Genomic DNA, 21,655 nt, shown 5'->3' on the forward strand with positions numbered 1-21,655 from the left:
AAGCGAATGAAACAGGTGACTTCGATGTAGCTGAGCGTCTTAATGATAGACGCCTCCTCGCGTTCGCTGACAAATATGAACCCAGTTCTGATCACTTCAGCAACCCACCAGCATGGTTGAGCAGCTACAATATAGAGTCCGACAGCAAACACGCCTACAATCAGGCGTCTACACGGGTCCAATTTTGCTTCAATGATATGTTGGTGAGGCCCACTGGCAGTTCAACACTGGTGCGTATGTGTTTTCCTCACCAACGATAGCTGACGGAACTGTCTTCGTCGGATCTGGGGACAATAACGTCTACTCGCTGGATGGCGAAACAGGCAAGGAAAACTGGCATTTCGAAACCGGCGGTTGGGTCCGGTCGTCACCGATTGTGGTCGATGGAACAGTGTTCGTGGGGAGTCGAGACTCGAAGGTCTACGCGCTGGAAGCAGATGTCTCTGGTTCGAGCGAGGGATCACGCACAAGGCTGGGGACGCTCAATCATCACGACGACTGGCGGTACGCCGATCAATCGATCGAACCCAAAGAAGAAGACCAAAGACAAGAAGACGGACTGCTCCCCTGGCTCGGTGCTGGTGGAACAGCTGCCGGGCTTGGCGGGGCAGCATACCTTTATCGGCGTCACAAGAGATCAACGGATGGGCATGAATCCACAGAGTAGTCGCAGTGTGTCACGCTATTCTCGGCGCGAAGTTTGCCTCCTCGCATGTTCGACAGCTCTTGCTCCACTCACCGGCTGTGCGTTTTCGCCCCCGACAGCAAGGGACGATCAAAGCGGTATAGAAACGCTCGTCGCTACAGACGGAGAAACCCGTGACAGATTTGGGTATTCACTCGACATCACGAACGACGGACGGACCCTGCTCGTCGGAAGTAATCTCGATACGAACTCGAACGGTCGAATGGCTGGCGGAGTCTACGTGTTTCGTCGTGACCAAGACGGCTGGCACCAATCGGCGAAACTCATGGCAGATGATGGGGATCGCCATGATTGGTTTGGGTCCACTATCTCGATTTCGGATACTGGTGACACCGCACTCGTCGGAGCAGTAGCTGAAGAAGATCCGAATGGAGCAGAAGGGGGCGCTGCCTATGTCTATCAAAAAGAGAATCAAGAGTGGCATCAGCAAAGTAAACTCAGTGCTCCTGACGATGCATTTGACCAGTTCTCTCGATCCCAAATATTGACTTCGAATGGAGACACCGCCTATATTGGGGCACCATTCAAAGAAGATTCGAGTGGTATCGAGGCGGGAGCCGTCTACGAATATTCGCGTGAGCCTGACGGCTGGAATTTGGTAAATACCCTTCCTAATGATAGTTCTCCGATTCGATCATTCGGGTATGCAATGGACGTATCGAAGGGTGGCCAGATCCTCATTGTCTCAAGTATGGTCGTCTCGGATTCAGAAACAGCTGCAGTAAACGTCTTCGAGAAGTCGGGCGGTGAGTGGGTCCGACAGGCCACACTCACTGCCAGCGATAGAGATAGAAACGATTACTTCGGGGAGACTGTCCCCGTCTCGGAGGACGGACAAACCGTTCTCGTCGGTGCGTCGAACGACGAAAATCCAAACGGCGAACACGGTGGTTCGGTCTATCTCTTCGAGAACCAAGATGGTGAGTGGCACCAAGCACAGAAACTCACGCCCGCTGATCCCGGGCAGTACGAACGATTCGGCCTGTCGCTCGCCATGACGAGCGACCCGAAATCAATTCTCATCGGGGCCCCGGGCGAATCGTCCGACACGGGTGAGCAGAGCCGGATTTGCGTCTTCAAGTGGGATGACGACCACTGGCAACAAGATCGTGTCATCTCTGCCCCCGAAAAAGACCCGACCGATCACTTTGGGACCCGAGTCACGGTGTCGGGGGAGACAGGTATTGCTGCCGTGAGTGCTCCGGAAGCGGACGGAAATAAAGAATCGACTGGTGCAGTGTACGTGTCTGATTGTGAGGCATCGAATGAGGCGAGACGATTATCAAGACACCAGTTTCATCACTTAGATCCTGACACGATCTAGATAGAGACACTAGCTAGCATACCGTAAGATTAAGACGGAGGCACTCGAAGACGCAGATATGGGCAAGCGCATTCTGGTGCCGGTCGACGGCAGCGAGCAGGCCCGGGAGGCAGTCGACTTCGCACTCGCGGAGTTCCCGGACGCCGAGATGCACCTGCTGCACGTCATCAACCCGGCCGATGCGGGCTACAGCGTCCAGGCGTCGATGCCGACGTTCTCCGAGGAGTGGTACGACCGCCAGAAGGAACAGGCCGAAAACCTCTTCAGCGAGGTCGAATCCGGGGCGACCGACTTCGCGGGCACTTTTGAGGAGTTCGTCGAGGTCGGCAAGCCCACCCACACGATCGTCCAGCACGCCGAAGAGCACGACGTCGATCAGATCGTGATGGGGAGCCACGGCCGTTCGGGCGTCACACGCATCCTGCTCGGCAGCGTCGCCGAGACCGTCGTCCGGCGCTCGCCCGTCCCGATCACGGTCGTTCGCTGACGCGTCGCGGCTGTTGTCGCTATCAGGCGACGGCGTCGACGGCTTCTTTGACGGTCTCGCGGACCTCTTCGAGCAGCGCCGTCGCGTCGTCGCTCTCGGCGTAGACGCGGATGTACGGCTCGGTGCCACTCGGCCGGACGAGGAACCACGACGCGTCGGGAAGTTCGATCCGGACGCCATACTCCAGGGAGACGTCGCCGTCGGGGAACTGTTCAGGCAGCGCACTTTCTAGGCGTTCCATCGCCGCGTCCTTCGCCTCCTCCGGGCAGTCGACCGGCTTTTTCTCCAGCGGGCGCTCGGTGACGGGTTCGAGCAGCGAATCGAGTCCGTCGGCGGCGATGAGTCGCGTCAGCACGGCGGCGCTCGCGATGCCGTCTGTCCAGATACCCATGTCGGGGTGGATGCACTTCCAGGGTTCGCCCGCGAAGGCGACCGTCGTCTCGTCGTCGCCGGCGTCGAGGACGTCGGCGATGCCCTCGTGGAGCAGGCCAAGCGCGGTCCGTTCGACACGGCCGCCGGCCGCCCGGACTGCCTCGTCGACGCGACCCGAGACGTTCGGCGTTGTCACGACGACGGGGTCCGCGGCGTCGCTCTCCTCGACGAAGTACGACGAGAGCACCGCCAGGATCGTGTCCTCGTGGACGATCGTGCCGTCTTCGTCGACGACGACGATCCGGTCGGCGTCGCCGTCGTGGGCGATCCCGAGGTCGACGGCGTCGCGCTCGCGGACGTACTGGGTCAGATCGGTGATGTTCTCGGGGGTGGGCTTGCTCGGCCGACCCGGGAAGTGGCCGGTGACGTTCGCGTGTAAGGTGTGGACGCTCGCACCGAGTCGCCGGAGGACTTCGGGCGTGCCCAGCGCGGCGACGCCGTTACCGGCGTCGACCGCGATCGTCATGCCGTCGAGTGGGTTACCGTGCTCGCGGGCGTACGCGACGACAGCGTCGAGGTAGGCGTCGAGCGGTTCCTCGCTCGTCTGTCGGCCCCACTCGTCCCAGGTTGCCGGCTCGGCGTCGCTGGCGACCCGTTCCTCGATGCGCTCCTCGTCGGCGGTGGTGTACTCCTCGCCGTCGACGAAGAACTTGATGCCGTTGTCGGGCGAGGGGTTGTGGCTCGCGGTGATCATGACGCCGTGACGGCCGTCGGAAGCAAACCCGAGCGCCGGGGTCGGCAACATGCCAGCCCGCACGACGTCCGCGCCGGCGCTTTCGAGTCCCGCTTCGAGCGCGGCGGCGATGGCGACGCCGGTCTCCCGCCCGTCGCGGGCGATCACGAACTCCTCGCCGTACTTACCGGCCGCGCGGCCGACCGACAGCGCGAGTTCGGGGGTGACTTTCGTCGCGACCGGCCCGCGGATTCCCGTCGTCCCGAATAGATCCTTGCTCATGGTTTCCTCGTTAGTAGTCGAGTTCCAGGCCCGGATGCCAGTGATCGACGCCGGCCTCGGCCTTGATCTGATCCATGCGCGCGAGCAGCTTCGTCGCCAGCGAGGCGACTTCGGAGGCGCGCTGGTCGCTCTCGGTCCGGAACTCGCCGGTCACCCGGTTGGCGTAGACGGCACAGATCGCGCCGGCCCGCAGATCGTAGACGTTGGCGATCGTCAGGATGGCGCTTGCCTCCATCTCGATGTTGGTGACGTTGACCTCCTGGAGGTCCTCGACGAGTGTGTCACTGTCGGGAGCCTCGAAGTCCTCGAAGCCGGGTCGACCCTGACCGGGGTAGAAGCTGTCGGCGCTCAGGGTCGTCCCGAGGTGGTAGTCGTAGTCGAGGCGTTCGGCCGCGGCCACCAGCGCGGAGACGACCTCGTGGTCGGCGGTCGCGGGGTAGTCCTCGCGGACGTACTCCTTGCTGGTGCCCTCCTGGCGGACCGCACCGGTCGTGATGACGAGGTCGCCGACCGAGACTTCCTCGCGGATCGACCCGGTCGAACCCACACGGATGAACGTGTCCGCGCCCACGCGGGCGAGTTCCTCGACGGCGATCGACGCGCCGGGCCCGCCGATCCCGGTCGAGGTCACCGAGATGGGCGTCCCGTCGTACTCGCCGGTGACCGTCCGGTACTCGCGATGGTGGGCCTTCTCCTCTGCGCCGTCCCAGAAGCGAGTGATCTTCTCGATGCGCTCCGGATTCCCCGGGAGCAACACGGTATCGGCCACGTCCTCGGGCGACACGGCGAGGTGATACTGTTCGTCTTCGTTGGGATCCTCACTGTCTCCGGGCATGCTACTACCCTTTTTAAGCTGGAATTTTATATAATATTCGCCATCGGGACGGGGAGCCATCACGAGCCGCCACCCAGTGGCAGGACAAATATAGCCCATAGAGACCACGAATCGCGCAATTTCCTCAGTATCGACAGAGAGAGTCGGCGGTCGACTGTGCCGGCACACCGATCCGTATCGGATCGTAACACGAACAGAGCACGACGCCAGCGATCGGGATTGAGACGATCTAAATACGGTATTATGGCGGTGTAGGGTGGTTCACCCCCGGGGACTCTTTTAAGTGAACAGACGGTATTAAAAAGCGGAAAGCAACATAACTATTATCACTATTCGATCCACAAGCCAAATGTATGCCTCGGAGTTACGACCGGCGATCAGTCATCAAGGGTATCGCTGTCAGTGGACTCGGCGTCTCGCTGGCAGGCTGTTCAGGCGACGGAACCGAGACGACAGAGCCGTCGGGCAACGGTGACGAGAACGGTGACACCGGTGGCGAGCCCCACCAGGTCGGGATGGTGTACTCGACGGGTGGCCTCGGTGACAACTCGTTCAACGACATGGCCCACCAGGGAATCCAGGCGGCTGCAGAACAGTACAACGTCGAGTTCCAGAACGCCGAACCGGAGTCCCCGAGCGAGTTCAGCACGTTCCAGCGGCAGTTCGCGACCTCGTCGAACCCCGAGTACGACCAGATCTTCGCGATCGGGCTCTCCCAGAAGAGTGCCCTCCAGGAAGTCGCGCCGGACTTCCCGGACATGAAGTTCACGTTCATCGACGCGACGACCGAGTTGGACAACGTCGCGAACTACGTCTTCAAGGAACACGAGGGGTCCTTCCAGGCAGGCATTCTGGCCGGTATGCTGACGAGCAAAGAGTTCTCAGCCGGTCCGAGTCAGACGAACACCGACGCGAACACCATCGGGTTCGTCGGTGGGAAGGAGACGAACCTGATCAAGAAGTTCGAAGCCGGCTACCGATTCGGTGCACAGCGAGTCAACGAAGACGTCGAGATCCGCTCGGCGTACGCGGGGGCCTGGAGCGAACCGAGCACGGGCCAGTCGATCGCCAATTCGATGATCGACAACGGCGCGGACGTCCTCTATCACGCCGCAGGCGGGACGGGCGTCGGCGTCCTGCAGGCAGCCTACGAGCGGGGCGTCTTCGGGATCGGTGTCGACGCGCGCCAGTCCGAGACGCTCACTGAATACAACGGGGCGATCCTCGGGAGCATGGTCAAACAGGTCGACGAGGCAGTCGTCGAGTCTGTCGGGAAGGCGATCGACGGCGAGTTCAACGGCGGCGAGACAACTACGCTCGGACTCGCCGAAGAGGGCGTCGCAATGCTTTACGGTACGGAGATCGGCGACCAGATCCCCCAGGAGATCAAAGACGAGATCGAGGCCCAGAGCCAGACGGTCGTCGACGGCGACCTGACGGTGCCGTCCCATCCCGACGACATCTGATCGGCCCCAGTCGCACCGGTTATCGAACCTAATTTGATACGATGGCACAAACGACACAACCACCGGAAGACGATACCGGAGGGAGTACAGACCCGGGTCCGGCGGTCAGGATGGAGAACATCACCAAGCGGTTTCCGGGCGTCGTCGCGAACGACCAGGTGACCCTCGAGGTAGAGCGCGGTTCGGTCCACACGTTACTCGGCGAGAACGGCGCGGGGAAGTCAACGCTGATGAACGTTCTCTACGGGCTCTACCAGCAGGAGGAGGGGACGGTCTACCTCAACGGCGAGGAGATGAACTTCCAGACGCCCCAGGATGCGATCGACGCCGGGATCGGGATGATCCACCAGCACTTCATGCTGGTCGATACGATGACCGTCGCCGAGAACGTCACGCTCGGTAACGAACCACGCAAGTGGAACGGACTCGCCTACGACGCAAAGCGCGCCCGCGAGGCCGTCCGGGAACTGAGTGAGACGTACAACTTCGATCTCGATCCGACCGCCAGGATCGAGGACATCAGCGTCGGGGAGAAACAGCGCGTCGAGATCCTCAAGACGCTGTATCGTGGGGCCGACGTGTTGATCTTCGACGAGCCGACGGCCGTGCTCACCCCACAGGAGGTCGACGAACTGTTCCGGATCGTCGAGGAGTTGACCGAACAAGGCAAGACACTGATCTTCATCACCCACAAGCTCGGCGAGGCGATGGAGATCTCAGACGACATCACCGTCCTCCGGGACGGGGAAAACGTCGGGACAGCCGACCCCGCGACCGCGACGCGGGAAAGTCTCGCGGAACTGATGGTCGGCCGGGAAGTGATGCTCGACGTCGAGAAAGACGACGTCGAGGCCGGCAAGCCGTCGCTCTCGGTCTCCGATCTCGTCGTCGAGGACGACGACGGTGTCCGGCAGGTCGACGAGGTCGATCTGACAGTCCACGAGGGCGAGATCCTCGGGATCGCCGGCGTCGACGGCAACGGCCAGTCACAGCTCGTCGACTCGGTCGTCGGTCTCGAGGTGCCGGACGAGGGCACCGTCGAGCTCTACGGCGAGGACGTGACCGACGTCTCCAGGCGTGAACACATCGCGCGCGGGATGTCCTTCGTGCCCGAGGACCGCCAGGCACGCGGGCTGGTGATGGACTTCGACCTCGTCGAGAACGCGCTGCTGGGCAACCAGTACGACCCGGCATACACGAACGGGCCCCGGGTCGACTGGGGGACGACTCGCGAGCACGCCGAGGACATCATCGACAAGTACGACGTCCGGACGCCGAACGCCGGGACGGCCTCCGAATCGCTCTCCGGCGGGAACCAGCAGAAGTTCATCGTCGGTCGCGAGATCCTTCGGGACTCCGACGTGATCGTCGCCTCGCACCCGACTCGTGGGGTCGACGTCGGGAGCATCGAGTTCATCCACGACCAGATGCTCGAACTTCGCGAGGAGGGCAAAGGCGTCTTGCTCGTCTCCTCGAAACTCGACGAGGTACAGCAACTCTCGGACCGGATCGCCGTCATCTACGAGGGCGAGATCGTCGACGTGGTTGATCCCGACGAAGTGACCGATCGGGACATCGGCCTGCTGATGGCCGGCGAGATGCCTGATGAGTACGGAGGTGAGAGCGAATGAGCGAGCGCCGATATCCCGAACCGATCCAGCGCTTCCTTCGGTTTTTCGTCGGGAACTCGGTCGGCGAACGGATCCTGATCAGCGTCGCCGCGCTGGTGACGGCCGTCATCGTCAGCAGCCTCATCGTCCTCGTCGCCGGGTATCTCTCCGGGGAGGCCTACAACCCACTCGAGATCTTCGCCGTGCTGGTCAACGGGGCCTTCGGCTCACCCTTCGATCTCGACTCGGCCCGGCTGTTCACCGAAGGCTGGTCGCCGATCAACTTCTCGATGGGCACGACCCTGAAGGAGACGACGCTGCTGATCTTCGCCGGCCTCGCTGTCGCCGTCGCGTTCCGGGGCGACCTGTTCAACATCGGCGTCCAGGGCCAGTTGGTCCTGGGTGGGCTCGCGGCCGCGCTCGCGCTGGTCTGGGTCGCACCGTTCGTCCCGGACGGGATCGTCGGGACAGTCCTGTTGGTCCCGTTCGGGCTGCTGGTCGGCGCGATCGTCGGCGGACTCTACGGCGCGATACCGGGGGCGTTGAAGGCTTACTTCGACGCCAACGAGGTGATCACGACGATCATGCTCAACACCATCGCGACCGGGTCGGCGTTCTTCCTCGTCTCGTCGTACTTCGCCGATCCGACGCTCCAGAGTGTCAAGACCCGGTCGATCCCCGAGTTCGCCCGGCTCAACGGAATCGTCTTCCCGCAGGGCGGCCAGTTCTCGCTGGTCGCGCTCGCACTCGCACTCGTCGCGGCCGTCGGGATCTACTACGTCCTGCGATACACGAGCTTCGGGTACGACCTGCGCGTCTCGGGAAAACAGGCGAAAGCAGCGCTGTACGGCGGTGCCAACGCCGAACGGATGGTCGTCTCGACGATGACGCTGTCGGGCGCACTCGGTGGTATCGCCGGGGCGATGTGGTCGATGATGGTCATCGGTGCGTGGCGACAGGGCGTCCCCTCGATCGGCTTCGACGGCATCACCGTCTCGGTGCTCGCCGGGAACAACCCGATCGGCGTCATCCCCGCCAGCCTGCTCTTTGGCGTCCTGAAAGGCGGTTCGAACGCCATCAACTTCCAGCTCGGCGTCCCGCCGGAGCTGGTCGCGGTCCTCCGCGGGATGATCATCCTGTTCATCGCGATGCCGGAGGCGTTCCGGATGCTCGGCAACTGGCTGGGTGTCAAACCGGACCCGGCTGCGGCAACTGGAGGTGACAACAATGAGTAGCGCACCGGCCGCCAGTGGCGGACTCGAAACGATTTACGAGTGGTATGAAAAGGTTGGACGAATCCCGCGACTCGTCATCGGGTCGTTGCTCGTCGCCGCAGTCTTCGGGGCGGTGATCAACGTCACGATGCCGGGAACGCGCGCCTCGACTGTCGTTGGCATCTTCGACACCAGCTTCGTCGAGTCGACACTCCGGATCGCCGTCCCGATCGTCTTCGCGGGGCTTGGCGGTATCTTCGCCGAGAAGAGCGGCGTCATCAACATCGGCCTCGAAGGACTCCTAATCATCTCGGCGTTCACCGCCGTCGCGGTCACTCACCTCGTCTCGGGAGGTTCCGCCGCGTCTCAGTCGACGGTCTGGATCGGCCTGTTTGCCGGCGTGCTCGCGAGTACGCTCCTCGCGCTGGTGTTCGCCGTGCTCGTCATCGAGTTCCGGGCCGACCAGATCATCGCCGGCCTCGCCGTCTGGCTGGTCGGACTCGGCCTCGGGCCGTTCCTCAGCATCGTGATCTGGGGGTCGGTCAACAGCGCGAGCATCTCGACGCTGAACACGGTGACGGTCCCGGGACTGTCGCAAATCCCGGTCCTCGGGCCGATCGTCTTCGACGCCAGCCCGATCGTCATCCTGATGCTCGTGACGATCGTCGCCTCGTGGTTCGTCCTCAACCACACGAGCTTCGGCCGGTGGATCGAGGCCAGCGGGGAGAACCCCTCGGCGCTCGACACCGCCGGCGTCGACGTCCACCGCGTCCGGTACGTCGGTGTCATCCTCTCGGGCGTCCTTTCGGGCTTCGGCGGTGCCGGCCTGGTCGTCGGTCGCGCCGGTCGCTTCATCGGGAGTGGCCAGACGATGATCGCCGGGGACGGGTTCATCGCGATCACGACCTACCTCTTTGGCAACTACAACCCGATCGGGACCGCCGCAGCAGGGATCCTCTTTGCGGGACTGGACGCCCTGCAGATCCGCCTCCAGCAGATCGCGTTCATCCCGGCACCGACCGAGCTGATCCGGCTTGTGCCGTACGTCTCGGTCATCATCGTGCTCGCGTTCGTCGGCTACACGCGGGTTCCGAGCGAGGCCGGCGAACACTACGAGTCCGGAGAAGAGTAGCCGCGTCGTCGTCGTTTCTGTTTTTGCCGTCTCGAGATCATCTACGCCAGGACAGCCGTCCGGCTGGACACTTGACGGCATAGAGAACCGACGTACCAATACCAGTCCACGCTGTCACCGACCAGAAACGTAAGAACGGTTCAGCGGTCCTGGAGGTTCCCGGGCTTCATCGCGTCGGGGAGCAGTCCGCCGAGCGTGTACTCCTTGATTTCTCCGTGGTCTTCGGTGTAAATCTCGAAAGAATCGTCACAGAACTCGGCGAAGGTCTGGCGACACATTCCACAGGGCGTGACGCCGTCGTGCTCGGCCGAGACGACCGCGACCCGCTCGAAATCGGTGTGGCCGTCGCGGATCGCGCCCATGACGGCGAGTTCCTCGGCGTGGAAGCTGTTGGAGTAGTTGACGATCTCGACGTTGAATCCCCGGTAGACCTCGCCGCTCGCCGTCTCGAGGGCCGCACCGACCGGATACTCGGAGTACGGGACGTAGGCCTCTTTGCGAGCCTCGTGGGCTTGCTCGATGAGTGCTTCGGGTTCCATGTGTTGACTGACGGGTGGAGCCCACTATAAAGTACCGCTTTATAAGTCTATGCCCATATAATACTTTTTCCGTGCCAGCGTGCGAAGCTCGCCCATGGAAGACGACGCTACCGGCGCGACAAGCGGACTCGAGATCCGGACAGTACTAAATGCCATGCCGATTCCGGCGTATATACTCGATAGCGACCACACGGTGATCCATTGGAGCGACGGACTGGAGCCGCTGCTGGGCTTGTCCCGGGAGGAAATGCTGGGGACCGACGAGTACTTCGGCCGAGACGAAGACGGAAACCAGATCAAAGTACTCGCAAATCGGGTGATCGAGGACCCCTTTGAAGCAGACAAGCAGGAGCGAACCGAGCGAGTTGACTCGGAGTATACTGACGCTCCGGTCTATGAATCCGTCCACTGGTTGGAAAACGACGCGGGTGAAGAACGGTACATCCGGTTCAATGCGATGCCGATCTTCGAGGACGAGGAGCTCTCGGCGGTCATCCAGCTCTGTCGGGACGAGACCGATCGCCAGCGCAGACAGGAAACAACCGAGGCGCTCGTCGAGGAAGTCATCGAGACGATGGCGGCGTTGAGCAACGGCTCTCTCGGTGCGCGAGCGAGCTTCGAGGAGACCGGTCACGTCCCGGAGCACCTACTGGACATTCTCGAGCAGGTCAACGAGACCGCGAGACGGCTCGAAGACATTGTCGAGCGAGTCGAAACGCAGGCCGCGGATCTAACCGAGTCAGCGACCGAGACCGCCACTGAGGCAGACCACATCACCGACCTCGTCGACGATCAGGCCCGCGAACTCGAGGAGGCAGTGACCGAACTCGAGAACTTCAGCGCCCGGATGGAAGAGGTCGCCGCCAACTCCGACCAGATCGCGACCGCCGCCGACCGGAGCCAGGAGACCGCGGAAGACGGGATCGAGTCCGGGAACCGCGCCCGGGAGAGCGCGTCGGAACTCGCAAACACCGGCGACGAACTCGTCGAGACGGTCGAGGCACTGGAAGACCGGACGGCCGAAATCGAGACGATCGTCGAGGTAATCCAGGACGTCGCCGACCAGACGAACATGCTCGCGTTGAACGCCTCGATCGAGGCTGCTCGCGCCGGCGAGGCTGGGGAAGGGTTCGAGGTCGTCGCCGAGGAGGTCAAGGCCCTGGCCGAAGAGACGGGCGAACACGCCGAAGACATCGCCGATCAGGTCGAGACCGTAGAGGCCCAGACGGACCGAACCGCCGCGGCCATCGAACGCGCCACGGCGGAGATCGACGCGACCGCCAAGGAGGTCGAGGCAGTCCAGGACGCCTTCACCGAGATTGAAACCGAGATCGAGGAGGTCTCCACGGGCATCGCCGAGATCGCCGACGCGAACGACGACCAGGCGGCCGCCATCGAGGAAGTGACGACGACTCTTGAGGGCGTGCGCGATCGCGCACGAGAGGCCAGCGAGGCGAGCCAGTCGATCAACGAACGCACCGACGCCCAGCGGGAGTCGATCGAACGACTCGCAGAACTCGTCGCGGAACTCGACGGCGAGCAAGACTGAGCGTCGTCTCTCAGGACCATCAACCGAACAACTGCGGAGTCTTCTATAGTAATAGCACCCCTATCGGACGGCAGCGAGAACGCAAGCGGAGAAAGCGCCCGACGAACGGTCACTCGAAGGTGAGAACGCACGGCCCGACCGACCAGTCCATGACGATTACAGGCCGAGCGCGTCGAGCAGGTCGATCCCGTACGGGAGGGAACTCATCAGCCGGTACCCCAGGAAGATGCCGACGATCCCCATCACGCCGGCCAGACTCGGCGGAGCCGGGATCGGCACGTCGAAGAACCCGAAGACGATCCCGGTCAGCAGGCCGGTCAGCGTCGCGAGCGCGACCAGCGTGACGTTCATAGTGCCACCCCGGGCGCGGGCCGCGTCTGATTCGAACGCTGGCGGTCCAGCGGGACGGGCTCTGCTGACGAACCGATCCGGGGCTCGCCCGACCAGGCGTCACCTGGCGAGCCGACACGCCCCCGGCGACTGTCGCGTGGCAATGTGCTCATAGACAGGTGGTTTTAGTCGGATTTCACTGATAAATACTGCGATCCATTATAAGGATATTCAGTATATAAAAGAACGGCGGCGTTCAAAGCTGCGTCGCCGCGTCGAGGGCGATCTCGATCGCCCGGCCGATGTTGTTCTTGGCTTTGTCGGGGAGTTCGCGCTTGTCGGTCGCGCCCTTCTGGGTTCCTTCGACGAGGTTGCCGTCGACAGTACAGATCGCACCGGCGCGGATCCCACGGCGGCGAGCGAGCGTGAACAGCGCCGAGGCCTCCATCTCGACGGCGAGGATCCCAGCGTCCTCCCAGTCGGCGACGATCTCCTCGGTCTCGTTGTAGAAGGCGTCGTCGGTGGCGATCGGGCCGACGTGGACGTCCTCGTCGTTTTCCTCGGCCGTCTCGACCAGAGACGTGAGGACGTCGTAATCGGCGACAGCGGGGTATTCGGTCGACTCGTAGCGGTCGCTCGTCCCCTCGTTTTTCGCGGCGGCGGTCGCGACCACCATGTCCCCGATCTCGATGCCGTCCTGAAGACCGCCCGTCGAGCCGACCCGGATGATCGTCTCGACGCCGACGTTTGCGAGTTCCTCGATCGCGATGGCGGCCGAGGGCGCGCCGATCCCGGTCGAGGCGATCGTGAGGTCCGTCCCCTCGTAGGTCGCGTTGAGGACGTTGTACTCGCGGTTCTGGGCGACCTGTTCGACGTCGGTGCAGTAGGTGGCGATCCGGTCGACGCGGTCGGGGTCTCCCGGGAGCAAGGCGATGTCGGCCAGTTGGTCCATCTCGATCTGGAGGTGGGACTGTTTCAGCATGGCATACCCTATCGGAGGGAACGTTAAAATACTATCTTGATTCAGCGAGAGAATCCCGCCCTTCCCGCGAAGGACGAGCGTTCCGACGCTCAGTCGGAACCGAGGACTGAGTCGTTCGAAAATCAGAGATTTTCGTGATCACGAGAGACGAAGTCTCTCGGACGACAGGGCGGGAGTGAATCGCGTAAGTTCTGGTGAGAGCCGCCGTGTTACTGCTGGTCTTGAGTCTCTAACGTGTCGAGTCCGGCTTCTAACAACTCTGTATAGGCTTCTGATAGCGACAGGTCACGTTCTTCCGCGAAGTCTTTGATACGTCCCTGTAACGTGTGAGTTATTTCTACGTTTGGTCGCATAGTCCAACAGTCTTTTATGCACGACGACCTAACAATCTGTCGTCGTGAAGCGCACCAACACGTTCGCCGTGCGACCGCTCACTGACGACGATGAGCGGGTGCTACGCGACCTGTTGGACGCTTCCGCCGCTCTCTGGAACGAGATTAATTACCAGCGCCTCATGCGCTACAACGACGAGGACGGCTTCGAGGGCGACGTATGGGACGCCGATACCGGCGCTCTCGAAGGCAAATACAAAGGCGTTCTCGGCGCGTCCACCGCTCAAACTGTCCGGCGAGCAAACACCGAAGCGTGGCGCGGGTTCTTCAACACGAAGAACAAGTACCACGACGAGTCGAACACGTCGGTCACGGAACACCCGGAACCGCCGGGCTTCCGTGGCAATGAAGACGACGGACGTGTCCTCAAAGGCGTCGTCCGAAAGGATGCCTACACCGTCGAATGGGGCGACCGCTCTCGGCTTGAGATGGTTGTCGGCAAAGAACTCCGTGACAGGCACAACAGCCCGAAAAGCCGTCTCCGGTTGGAAATCGTTGGCGACCCGAACTGGCCTGACTACGAAGACCAAGGCCGACTAGAACTGTGGTACGACGAGACTGATAGCACTTTCAGAGCTTCGCAACCCGTGACGGTTTCTGCCGATACACGGGACACTCCACTGGCCGACGAAAAGGCCGCTCTGGACATTGGTGCAAACAATCTCGTCGCCTGTACCACCACGACTGGCGAGCAATACCTGTACGAAGGCCGTGAGTTGTTCCAGCGATTCCGTGAGACGACACGAGAAATCGCCCGGTTACAGTCCAAGCTCAAAGAAAACAGGTACACTAGCAAGCGTATCCGGCGGCTGTACCGAAAGCGAACCCGTCGCCGCGACCACGCCCAAGAAGCACTGTGTCGTGATCTGCTCGAACGACTGTACGCCGAGGGCGTGGACACGGTGTATGTCGGTGGCTTGACTGACGTACTCGAAACGCACTGGTCGGTCAAGGTGAACGCGAAGACCCACAACTTTTGGGCGTTCAAGCAATTCACCGAGCGACTGGCGTGTACCGCTGAAGAATACGGCATCTCGGTGGAAGTTCGGTCGGAAGCGTGGACCAGCCAAGAGTGCCCACAGTGTGGCGGCACAGACCGAACGACACGGCATCAGGACACGCTCACCTGTCAGTGTGGGTTCGAGGGGCACGCCGACCTTACGGCTTCAGAAACGTTCCTCAAGCGGCACACCACGAAAGAAGTCAGGCCGATGGCACGGCCCGTGCGGTTCGAGTGGGACGACCACAACTGGTCGGAGTCACCACGCTCTCACCGTCCCAAAGAACAGCGCACAGACCCGAGTACCGTCCACCCGGGCGGGAATGTTGCTTCCGGCGAGTCGTAGACCGGCTGAGACTCTCACGGAGGAAACCCCGTCGTCGTCGGGCAAGGCCCGACTGCCTGAGGGATCTTTGATCCCTCTCTGTTCACGACGGGGAGGATGTCATGTCCTCCCACGAAAGCGGCCGAATTACCGTGGAGAGATCGGACCGCGATCAGCGGTCGACGTACGCCGAGACGAGGGGCTCGACCCGTCGGAACGTCTCTTCGGGGATGGCGTCGGCGTCGGTGTTGATCGTCCCCTCGAGAGCAGTGTGACACTCGCAGGTGTGCTCGTCCGGCAGCGTCTCGACGGCGTGCTGGACAGCCTCCTTGATGACGGCCTCGTTTGCGGCCGCGTTCTCGAGCACTCCCTCGAGTGAAACCTCGGCGTCGTCCTTCCAGACGTCCCAGTCAGTGACGCCGGCGATCGTCGCGTAGCTGAGTTCGGCCTCGCGGGCGAGTTTCGCCTCCGGAATGGCTGTCATCCCGACGACGTCCCAGCCCTGGTCCCGGAAGAACTCGCTCTCTGCGCGCGTCGAGTACTGCGGTCCTTCGATGCAGACGTACGTCCCGCCGCGCCGGGCGGTCGTCTCGGTGGCTTCGTCGACGGCGTCGGCGAGGTGGCTCGCGAGATCGGGACAGAACGGCTCGGCGAAGCCCTGGTGGACGACGATGCCGTCGCCAAAGAAAGTGAACCCACGGTGGCGCGTCCGGTCAAACAGCTGGTCTGGCACGACGATCGTCTGTGGCGGGATGTCGGCGTCGAGACTCCCGACGGCGTTCGTCGCGATGACGTGAGAGACACCGAGGTCCTTCAGCGCGTAGATGTTCGCGCGGTAGGGAACCTCGGTCGGCGAGTATTCGTGGTTCTCGCCGTGACGTGGGACGAACGCAATCTCGCGGTCGGTACCGGCGAGCGTCCCGATCGTGATCGGGGCGCTCGGGTCGCCGTAGGGCGTCTCGACGTCGATCGTACGCGTCTCTTCGAGCGGGAGCGCGTCGTAGATACCGCTGCCTCCGATGAAGCCGATCGGCATGGCCCTGTATACCGCCACCAGTCCTAAAGACGTGGTGGTCGACTCCCCGGACGACCGGCCAGGCAGAGCCCTCCCGCCCGAAACCCAGCGGATTCTTAACGGGTGCGGGACTACGTTCGGCCAATGACCCATCAGCGAGTCCGCACAGTCTCGGAACAGATCGAGAACCGGGACATCCGTGGGACCGCGACCATCGCCCGCGAGACGGCTCAGGCGATCGAGGTCGCGGCGGACGACGCCGAGGCCGAAACGCCGGCCGAATTCCGCGAGACCATCCGGGTGGCCGCCCGAACGCTTCACGAGGCCCGGCCGGACGACGACAGCCTCTCGAACGCGCTCAGATATCTCTTCAAACGCATGGACGGTGAGACAGTCGCGACTCTCCAGGAGTCAGTGACGAGCGCTGCCCGGCGATTCCAGGAGAACATCGACCGGGCGCGCGAGACGCTCGGCCAGATCGGGGCCCGTCGGTTGCAGGACGGCGATACAGTCATGGTTCACTCCCACTCGGCGGACGCGCTGGCGACGATCGAGCACGCCCTCGAAGCCGGCAAGGAGATCGACGCGATCGTCAAGGAGACACGCCCCCGGAAACAGGGTCACATCGCCGCCCAGCAACTCCAGGAGTGGGGCGTCCCGACGACCCTGATCGTCGACAGCGCGGCACGGCGGTACCTCGACGAGACCGACCAGGTCGTCGTCGGAGCGGACAGCATCGCCGCCGACGGGTCGGTCGTCAACCGGATCGGGACCAGCGATCTGGCGGTCATCGCCCGCGAACGCGGCGTCCCGGTCACCGTCGCCGCCCAGACGGTGCGTCTCCATCCGGACTCGCTGACGGGTCACAGCGCCGGTATCGAAAATCGCCCCGAACGCGAGGTTCTGGACGACGCCACGCGCAAGCAGATCGGCGAGGTCAGCGTCGAGAACCCGGCCTTCGACGTGACGCCCGCCCGGTACGTCGACGCCATCGTCACCGAACGCGGCCAGTATCCACCCGAGAGCGTCGTCACGCTAATGAGAGAACTCTACGGCGGGTCGGCCAGAGACCCCTGGCTCGAGGAGTGACGCCAGGCGGCTCCGGAGCGACTGCGTGGCGGGCCTTTTATATGCGATGCACTATTTAATATACGCCTATGGACGACGTCCTCCAGCGGATCGAACACACGGTACTCGGCCCCGAAACGACACCGGCAGACGTCGAGGCTGTCCTCGACGACGCCAGCGAATACGGCCTGCGCGCGTGCATCCCGCCGTGCTATCTCGAATTGGCGGGCGAGTATGCCCCCGACGTCGAGGTGTCGACTGTAATCGGGTTCCCGCACGGCAATCACACCACGGCGGCCAAGGTCGCGGAGGCCGAGGACGCCGTCGACGCCGGCGCGGACGAACTCGACATGGTGATGAACGTCGGACTCCTCAAGGCGGGCGAGGACGAGGCCGTCCGCGAGGACATCGAACGCGTGGTCGCAGCCACGGTGAAGCCGGTGAAGGTCATCATCGAGACGCCGCTTTTGACCGACGAGGAGAAGCACCGCGCCAGTCAGCTGGTCGCCGACGCGGGCGCTGACTTCGTGAAGACGGCAACGGGCTTTGGCGGCGGCGGTGCCACGGTCCCCGACGTCGAACTCATGAGCGAGTACGCCCCCGTGAAAGCCAGCGGCGGCGTCGGCTCCTGGGCGGACGCCGAAGCGATGTTCGACGCCGGCGCGGAGCGCATCGGTGCCTCGAGTGGCGACGTGATCGCCGAGGAGTACCTCGAACAGAACGAGCACTAACACTCCCCCTCCACAGGACGATAACTAGTCGGCCACGCTAGCATCGTCGAGCAAAGCGAGACGTTCACTGCGCACGAGCATCGCGAGTGCGCAGGTAGTTTTTCCCCAAGTTTTTGCGACGAGCGGTTCGATCGCGACGGGTAGAGCGATCGAACCCGAGGAGTAAAAAGTGGGTTAGAATATACTGGCCTGCTGATAGACGTCGATGCCGTCGAGCGTGATCGCGTAGGGTTTCGTGGCGCGTGAGTGGTTGGCGTTGCGGATCTTCTGGATCTCGACAGCGAGGCGGGTCTCCTGAGTGTCGCCGCGGACGTACTGGAGAACGAAGACGGCGTCGGTCAGGTACTCGATGATGCCGTGTCTCGAGGCGTAGGGGTTGTCCTCGTTGGCCTCGCTGGTGAACATCGTGGTGACGCCGGCCCCCTTCAGCGAGCGCGTGAAGTCGAAGACCTCCGTCCGGCGGCGGGCCTGATCGTCGTACATCATCTCGAGCAGCGAGACGGAGTCGAGCACGAGTCGGTCGGCACCGAACTCCCGAATGAGCTCGGGGAACTCTCCCCGGATGTTCTCCAGGCTGTTGGCCATCTCGACCGGGTCGAGGTCGACGATCGCGAGTCGGTCCTCGCGTTCGTAGCGATCGAACTCCCAGCCACGTTCGTCGGCGGTGTCGAGGATGCTCTCACGGCTCTGTTCGAGCGTGATGAAGACGACGTTCTCGCCCTGCTCGAGGCCGTGATGGAGAAACTGGAGCCCGAACGTGGTTTTGCCGGTCCCCGGCGACCCGATGACGACCATCAGGTGACGGCTCGGGATCCCGCCCTGGATCATCTGATCGAGCCCCTCGATCCCGAGGTCGATACGAGGGATCACCGACTCGAAGGGCTCTTCGTCGAAATCACCTTCAGACGGGACAGCCGCGTCACCGCCACCACCGGGTTCGCCGGCCGACTGCAGTGCACTCCCGAAGTCCTCGTCGAACAACGACCCCCCACTGTCTGCTGTAGCCGCGTCGGACGCCCCGGCGGCACTCGTGTCTGCCCTGTTCTCGGCCGACGCGTCCGCCTCGCTACTCTGGCCCCCTGGTGGGGCGTCGCTCGCCTCGATTCCCGTCTCACTCGGCTCCGCCTCGAACTCGTCGGTCCCGTCGGAACCGTCGTCCGGAGACTGGAGATCGTCTCCCTCGAACCAGTCGTCGTCGGAATTCTCGGCGGAGGCGTCTGTCGTCTCCGCCGGAGCGTCCTCGCTCGCGTCGTCCTCGGAGAGCGCCCGCTCGAACCAGTCGTCCTCGGCGTCCTCGCTCATGCGCTGGCTCCCGGACTGGTCCCGCCAGTCATGTCCCGGAGTTAGGTACACACCTCAATAACTCTGTCCGTCGGAAATGAGACGATTTTATCAGGGCCGGCGAGCAACGCCGGGGTATGGAACTCGGACTCGTCGGACAGAAGGACAACCCGCGTGCCCGCTCGCTCGTCGAGGCCATCCGGATGGACCTCGCGGACGAAGACGTCTCGATCGTCGTCGACGAGGTGACGGCCGCGGCGCTCGACGACGACCGCCACGACACCTACGGCGGTGTCGCGACGCCCGAGATCGACGCCCCGGCGAGCGTCTCGATCGAGGAGATCGACGAGACGGATCTGATCGTCTCGATCGGCGGCGACGGCACGTTCCTCTATGCCGCACGCGGGGCCAACGGCACCCCGATCATGGGCGTCAACCTCGGCGAGGTCGGCTTCCTGAACGCCGTCTCGCCGAACGACGCGATCGACGTGATCCGCGATGTCGTCGCCGACATCCGCGAAAACGGCGAGACGGAGACGCGAGACCTCCCGCGCCTCCAGGCGAGCGGCGACGGATGGGAACTCCCGCCCGCGCTGAACGAAGTCGTGATCCAGGGGCCCCAGCGCGGGCACGGCAACGGCGTCGGCACGACGGTCCGGGTCGACGACGCGCTGTACACCAGCGGCCACGCCGACGGCGTCTTACTCGCGACGCCGACGGGCAGCACGGCCTACAACCTCAGCGAGGACGGCCCGCTCGTCCACCCTGACGTCCCGGTGTTCGTCGTCACGGAGATGGCCGCCGAGCGCCCGATGCCGCCGCTGGTGGTCGACGAGGGCACCACGATCACCGTCCGCGTCGAGGACGCCGAGTCGGCCTCGGTCGTCAGCGACGGCCGGACCACTCACGAAATCGAACCGCCGACCCAGATCACCGTCGAGCAGGCCGACCAGCCGGTCCACGTCGCCGGCCCACCTCTGGAGTTCTTCACCGCACTCGGCAAGCTCGAGTGAGAACTGTCGAAAGCGTCAGGAGAAATACCGGCCGCCGTTCAAGCTGGCGTCGCCGACCGTTTTGCCGTCGTATACAGCACGGGCCCGGCCAGCAACAGGACCAGCCCGAAAAACTTGTACTGCATGACCGACCCGAGCAGACTCCCGTCGCCAGGCTGCAGCGCACCGCCCGGCGTCACCATCAGAATGAGGCCGAAGGCGATCGCCTGCGAGGCGAGTACCTTTCGCGATCGCAGCGCCAGCGCAGCTAGAATCGAGAGGCCGAGCACCAACAGCAGGACGTCCCCCACGTTGTAGTTGAGGAGGATCGTGTCGACGAGTTGGATCGGCACCAGTGTCCCGGTCATTGCCGAACACTCGCCCCGACGCGGGCTTGAACGTTCCGCTACCACTCGTTTTGGCCGCCTCCGCGTCGCGTGGGGCCTGCCGGCCTAGATCCCGGTCATATCGAGGTGGCGGACCCAGCCGTACCACACGACGAACATCGTCGCGAGATACCCGCCGCCCCAGACGACCATCCCGGCCGTGCCGTAGCCCGCGCTCGTCAGCGCGTAATCGGCCAGCCCGAAGCCGACGACGCCGCCGACCAGAATCGCCATGAAGAGGAGTCTCCGGTCCATTCGATCAGGGACACCTCGGTCCGCCACCCGCCTGAATCTCACGGTCCCGGCAGTCGACACGAAGCGTCGGCCGGCACGGCGGTTCACCAGTCCGTACACTCCTCACACACGAGACTGCCGTCCTGTTGCCACCGGCGATCGACCGTGCGACCGCAAGACGCACACTCGGCTCCGTCTGGAACGAACTCGTAGGTCGTCGTCGCCGGTTCGACGGACTCCTCGGCCGATTCGCCGGCAGGTTCGGTCTCGGTCGCTGGCTCCCCGTCCTTGTCGCCGAGAAACTCCTCGAGGGACGCGTCGTCGCCCATACCGGAGCGAGTCCGTCGACACCTTTAGCCCTGACGCCGGCCAGGTTGTGCCGGACGAACGCAACCCGAGAGATCGCCGCCGCCCAAGCATCCAAGTAGCGGGCCTGCGAACTGCTCCCATGATCACACTGTCCATCGTCTCGTTTCTGGAGCGACTCCTCGGTAGCATCGGCGAGATGCCGTTTCGATTCGCCGACGTCGTGACACACGATCCGATCAGCGCCGTCCTGGTCGGAATCGGCGCACTCGTGATGACGCTCACGCTCGGGACCGGCGCGTACCTGACCCTCGGCGCAGTCGTCGATTTCGTCACGCCGTCGTAGCGCCGAGAGCAACGCTGT

General features: G+C 63.3%; 22 protein-coding genes and 1 pseudogene. 13 read left to right on the top strand and 10 right to left on the bottom strand.

Going from position 1 to position 21,655, the window contains the following annotated elements:
• Window positions 1–238: 238 nt before the first annotated feature.
• From HTIA_RS17125 to HTIA_RS06290, 3 genes and pseudogenes are all read left to right on the top strand, one after another.
• Window positions 239–379, top strand: a pseudogene (locus tag HTIA_RS17125) (outer membrane protein assembly factor BamB family protein); the annotation flags it as partial.
• Window positions 380–437: 58 nt separating this feature from the next.
• A complete protein-coding gene (locus tag HTIA_RS15790) occupies window positions 438–2,030 on the top strand; it encodes an FG-GAP repeat protein (RefSeq protein WP_242401909.1) in 1,593 nt (530 codons plus the stop codon).
• Between the two features lie 58 nt (window positions 2,031–2,088).
• Window positions 2,089–2,517 (top strand): universal stress protein, encoded by a 429-nt coding sequence (locus HTIA_RS06290; protein ID WP_008523623.1) that lies wholly within the window; start codon window positions 2,089–2,091, stop codon window positions 2,515–2,517.
• Between the two features lie 22 nt (window positions 2,518–2,539).
• On the opposite strand, the gene HTIA_RS06295 is transcribed toward HTIA_RS06290, so the two are convergent.
• The gene (locus tag HTIA_RS06295; protein WP_020936154.1) at window positions 2,540–3,904 is read right to left on the bottom strand and encodes a phosphopentomutase/phosphoglucosamine mutase; all 1,365 of its coding nucleotides are present in this window, start codon (window positions 3,902–3,904) and stop codon (window positions 2,540–2,542) included.
• A 10-nt stretch (window positions 3,905–3,914) separates the two neighbouring features.
• Window positions 3,915–4,739 carry a nucleoside phosphorylase gene (locus HTIA_RS06300; protein WP_008523622.1) on the bottom strand — a complete coding sequence of 275 codons (825 nt, stop codon included), beginning with the start codon at window positions 4,737–4,739 and terminating at the stop codon, window positions 3,915–3,917.
• Between the two features lie 353 nt (window positions 4,740–5,092).
• On the opposite strand from HTIA_RS06300, the gene HTIA_RS06305 reads away from it, so the two are divergent.
• The 4 genes from HTIA_RS06305 (at window position 5,093) to HTIA_RS06320 (ending at window position 10,161) form a co-directional block, all read left to right on the top strand.
• Window positions 5,093–6,205: a BMP family lipoprotein gene (locus tag HTIA_RS06305; RefSeq protein WP_020936156.1), complete on the top strand. Its 1,113-nt coding sequence runs from the start codon at window positions 5,093–5,095 to the stop codon at window positions 6,203–6,205.
• 41 nt (window positions 6,206–6,246) lie between these two features.
• A complete protein-coding gene (locus HTIA_RS06310) occupies window positions 6,247–7,836 on the top strand; it encodes an ABC transporter ATP-binding protein (RefSeq protein ID WP_020936157.1) in 1,590 nt (529 codons plus the stop codon).
• Complete coding sequence (locus HTIA_RS06315; protein ID WP_008523619.1) at window positions 7,833–9,050, top strand: ABC transporter permease; 1,218 nt, start codon at window positions 7,833–7,835, stop codon at window positions 9,048–9,050. Before HTIA_RS06310 ends, HTIA_RS06315 begins: the two co-directional genes overlap by 4 nt.
• A gap of 127 nt (window positions 9,051–9,177) precedes the next feature.
• Entirely contained in the window at window positions 9,178–10,161 is a 984-nt protein-coding gene (locus HTIA_RS06320; RefSeq protein ID WP_148290979.1) for an ABC transporter permease, read from the top strand.
• A gap of 140 nt (window positions 10,162–10,301) precedes the next feature.
• On the opposite strand, the gene cdd is transcribed toward HTIA_RS06320, so the two are convergent.
• A complete protein-coding gene (cdd, locus tag HTIA_RS06325; RefSeq protein ID WP_008528655.1) occupies window positions 10,302–10,700 on the bottom strand; it encodes a cytidine deaminase in 399 nt (132 codons plus the stop codon).
• A gap of 94 nt (window positions 10,701–10,794) precedes the next feature.
• On the opposite strand from cdd, the gene HTIA_RS06330 reads away from it, so the two are divergent.
• Window positions 10,795–12,249 (top strand): methyl-accepting chemotaxis protein, encoded by a 1,455-nt coding sequence (locus tag HTIA_RS06330; protein WP_049816593.1) that lies wholly within the window; start codon window positions 10,795–10,797, stop codon window positions 12,247–12,249.
• 156 nt (window positions 12,250–12,405) lie between these two features.
• On the opposite strand, the gene HTIA_RS06335 is transcribed toward HTIA_RS06330, so the two are convergent.
• Both HTIA_RS06335 and HTIA_RS06340 read right to left on the bottom strand, forming a co-directional pair.
• Complete coding sequence (locus HTIA_RS06335) at window positions 12,406–12,600, bottom strand: XapX domain-containing protein (RefSeq protein WP_008528648.1); 195 nt, start codon at window positions 12,598–12,600, stop codon at window positions 12,406–12,408.
• Window positions 12,601–12,835: 235 nt separating this feature from the next.
• Complete coding sequence (locus HTIA_RS06340; protein WP_008528647.1) at window positions 12,836–13,561, bottom strand: nucleoside phosphorylase; 726 nt, start codon at window positions 13,559–13,561, stop codon at window positions 12,836–12,838.
• Between the two features lie 397 nt (window positions 13,562–13,958).
• On the opposite strand from HTIA_RS06340, the gene HTIA_RS06345 reads away from it, so the two are divergent.
• Window positions 13,959–15,299, top strand: coding sequence for an IS200/IS605 family transposase (locus HTIA_RS06345; protein WP_020936160.1), 1,341 nt, complete (start codon window positions 13,959–13,961; stop codon window positions 15,297–15,299).
• Between the two features lie 151 nt (window positions 15,300–15,450).
• On the opposite strand, the gene mtnP is transcribed toward HTIA_RS06345, so the two are convergent.
• Entirely contained in the window at window positions 15,451–16,314 is an 864-nt protein-coding gene (gene mtnP / locus HTIA_RS06350) for an S-methyl-5'-thioadenosine phosphorylase (protein WP_008526305.1), read from the bottom strand.
• Window positions 16,315–16,437: 123 nt separating this feature from the next.
• On the opposite strand from mtnP, the gene HTIA_RS06355 reads away from it, so the two are divergent.
• Together HTIA_RS06355 and deoC are read left to right on the top strand one after the other, a co-directional pair.
• The gene (locus tag HTIA_RS06355; protein ID WP_008526304.1) at window positions 16,438–17,382 is read left to right on the top strand and encodes a ribose 1,5-bisphosphate isomerase; all 945 of its coding nucleotides are present in this window, start codon (window positions 16,438–16,440) and stop codon (window positions 17,380–17,382) included.
• Window positions 17,383–17,450: 68 nt separating this feature from the next.
• The gene (gene deoC / locus HTIA_RS06360; RefSeq protein ID WP_008526303.1) at window positions 17,451–18,092 is read left to right on the top strand and encodes a deoxyribose-phosphate aldolase; all 642 of its coding nucleotides are present in this window, start codon (window positions 17,451–17,453) and stop codon (window positions 18,090–18,092) included.
• 174 nt (window positions 18,093–18,266) lie between these two features.
• On the opposite strand, the gene HTIA_RS06365 is transcribed toward deoC, so the two are convergent.
• The gene (locus HTIA_RS06365; RefSeq protein WP_008526302.1) at window positions 18,267–19,394 is read right to left on the bottom strand and encodes a KaiC domain-containing protein; all 1,128 of its coding nucleotides are present in this window, start codon (window positions 19,392–19,394) and stop codon (window positions 18,267–18,269) included.
• Window positions 19,395–19,510: 116 nt separating this feature from the next.
• Here HTIA_RS06365 and HTIA_RS06370 point away from each other — a divergent pair, with 116 nt between their 5' ends.
• Window positions 19,511–20,386 (top strand): NAD(+)/NADH kinase, encoded by an 876-nt coding sequence (locus HTIA_RS06370; RefSeq protein ID WP_008526301.1) that lies wholly within the window; start codon window positions 19,511–19,513, stop codon window positions 20,384–20,386.
• A 38-nt stretch (window positions 20,387–20,424) separates the two neighbouring features.
• Here HTIA_RS06370 and HTIA_RS06375 read toward each other — a convergent pair whose 3' ends face one another.
• The 3 genes from HTIA_RS06375 to HTIA_RS06385 all read right to left on the bottom strand — a co-directional run bounded on the left by HTIA_RS06375 (window position 20,425) and on the right by HTIA_RS06385 (window position 21,314).
• Complete coding sequence (locus HTIA_RS06375; protein WP_008526299.1) at window positions 20,425–20,733, bottom strand: hypothetical protein; 309 nt, start codon at window positions 20,731–20,733, stop codon at window positions 20,425–20,427.
• 84 nt (window positions 20,734–20,817) lie between these two features.
• Entirely contained in the window at window positions 20,818–21,006 is a 189-nt protein-coding gene (locus HTIA_RS06380; RefSeq protein WP_008526298.1) for a hypothetical protein, read from the bottom strand.
• Window positions 21,007–21,089: 83 nt separating this feature from the next.
• Window positions 21,090–21,314 (bottom strand): DUF7573 domain-containing protein, encoded by a 225-nt coding sequence (locus tag HTIA_RS06385; RefSeq protein WP_008526296.1) that lies wholly within the window; start codon window positions 21,312–21,314, stop codon window positions 21,090–21,092.
• Window positions 21,315–21,433: 119 nt separating this feature from the next.
• Here HTIA_RS06385 and HTIA_RS06390 point away from each other — a divergent pair, with 119 nt between their 5' ends.
• Window positions 21,434–21,637, top strand: coding sequence for a hypothetical protein (locus tag HTIA_RS06390; protein ID WP_008526295.1), 204 nt, complete (start codon window positions 21,434–21,436; stop codon window positions 21,635–21,637).
• Window positions 21,638–21,655 lie beyond the last annotated feature (18 nt).

Origin of the sequence: Halorhabdus tiamatea SARL4B (assembly GCF_000470655.1) — an archaeon.
GTDB classification, from domain to species: Archaea; Halobacteriota; Halobacteria; order Halobacteriales; family Haloarculaceae; genus Halorhabdus; species Halorhabdus tiamatea.

What these genes read in the sequence shown, in the direction of transcription:
- HTIA_RS06340 (WP_008528647.1), bottom strand. Translation starts at nt 13,561, where the DNA reads ATGCTGAAACAGTCCCACCTCCAGATCGAGATGGACCAACTGGCCGAC.
- HTIA_RS06365 (WP_008526302.1), bottom strand. Translation starts at nt 19,394, where the DNA reads ATGAGCGAGGACGCCGAGGACGACTGGTTCGAGCGGGCGCTCTCCGAG.
- HTIA_RS06380 (WP_008526298.1), bottom strand. Translation starts at nt 21,006, where the DNA reads ATGGACCGGAGACTCCTCTTCATGGCGATTCTGGTCGGCGGCGTCGTC.
- HTIA_RS06315 (WP_008523619.1), top strand. Translation starts at nt 7,833, where the DNA reads ATGAGCGAGCGCCGATATCCCGAACCGATCCAGCGCTTCCTTCGGTTT.
- HTIA_RS06295 (WP_020936154.1), bottom strand. Translation starts at nt 3,904, where the DNA reads ATGAGCAAGGATCTATTCGGGACGACGGGAATCCGCGGGCCGGTCGCG.
- HTIA_RS06370 (WP_008526301.1), top strand. Translation starts at nt 19,511, where the DNA reads ATGGAACTCGGACTCGTCGGACAGAAGGACAACCCGCGTGCCCGCTCG.
- HTIA_RS06375 (WP_008526299.1), bottom strand. Translation starts at nt 20,733, where the DNA reads ATGACCGGGACACTGGTGCCGATCCAACTCGTCGACACGATCCTCCTC.
- HTIA_RS06310 (WP_020936157.1), top strand. Translation starts at nt 6,247, where the DNA reads ATGGCACAAACGACACAACCACCGGAAGACGATACCGGAGGGAGTACA.
- HTIA_RS15790 (WP_242401909.1), top strand. Translation starts at nt 438, where the DNA reads ATGTCTCTGGTTCGAGCGAGGGATCACGCACAAGGCTGGGGACGCTCA.
- HTIA_RS06305 (WP_020936156.1), top strand. Translation starts at nt 5,093, where the DNA reads ATGCCTCGGAGTTACGACCGGCGATCAGTCATCAAGGGTATCGCTGTC.
- HTIA_RS06300 (WP_008523622.1), bottom strand. Translation starts at nt 4,739, where the DNA reads ATGCCCGGAGACAGTGAGGATCCCAACGAAGACGAACAGTATCACCTC.
- deoC (WP_008526303.1), top strand. Translation starts at nt 17,451, where the DNA reads ATGGACGACGTCCTCCAGCGGATCGAACACACGGTACTCGGCCCCGAA.
- HTIA_RS06330 (WP_049816593.1), top strand. Translation starts at nt 10,795, where the DNA reads ATGGAAGACGACGCTACCGGCGCGACAAGCGGACTCGAGATCCGGACA.
- HTIA_RS06320 (WP_148290979.1), top strand. Translation starts at nt 9,178, where the DNA reads ATGCCGGGAACGCGCGCCTCGACTGTCGTTGGCATCTTCGACACCAGC.
- HTIA_RS06385 (WP_008526296.1), bottom strand. Translation starts at nt 21,314, where the DNA reads ATGGGCGACGACGCGTCCCTCGAGGAGTTTCTCGGCGACAAGGACGGG.
- HTIA_RS06335 (WP_008528648.1), bottom strand. Translation starts at nt 12,600, where the DNA reads ATGAACGTCACGCTGGTCGCGCTCGCGACGCTGACCGGCCTGCTGACC.
- HTIA_RS06355 (WP_008526304.1), top strand. Translation starts at nt 16,438, where the DNA reads ATGACCCATCAGCGAGTCCGCACAGTCTCGGAACAGATCGAGAACCGG.
- HTIA_RS06290 (WP_008523623.1), top strand. Translation starts at nt 2,089, where the DNA reads ATGGGCAAGCGCATTCTGGTGCCGGTCGACGGCAGCGAGCAGGCCCGG.
- cdd (WP_008528655.1), bottom strand. Translation starts at nt 10,700, where the DNA reads ATGGAACCCGAAGCACTCATCGAGCAAGCCCACGAGGCTCGCAAAGAG.
- mtnP (WP_008526305.1), bottom strand. Translation starts at nt 16,314, where the DNA reads ATGCCGATCGGCTTCATCGGAGGCAGCGGTATCTACGACGCGCTCCCG.
- HTIA_RS06390 (WP_008526295.1), top strand. Translation starts at nt 21,434, where the DNA reads ATGATCACACTGTCCATCGTCTCGTTTCTGGAGCGACTCCTCGGTAGC.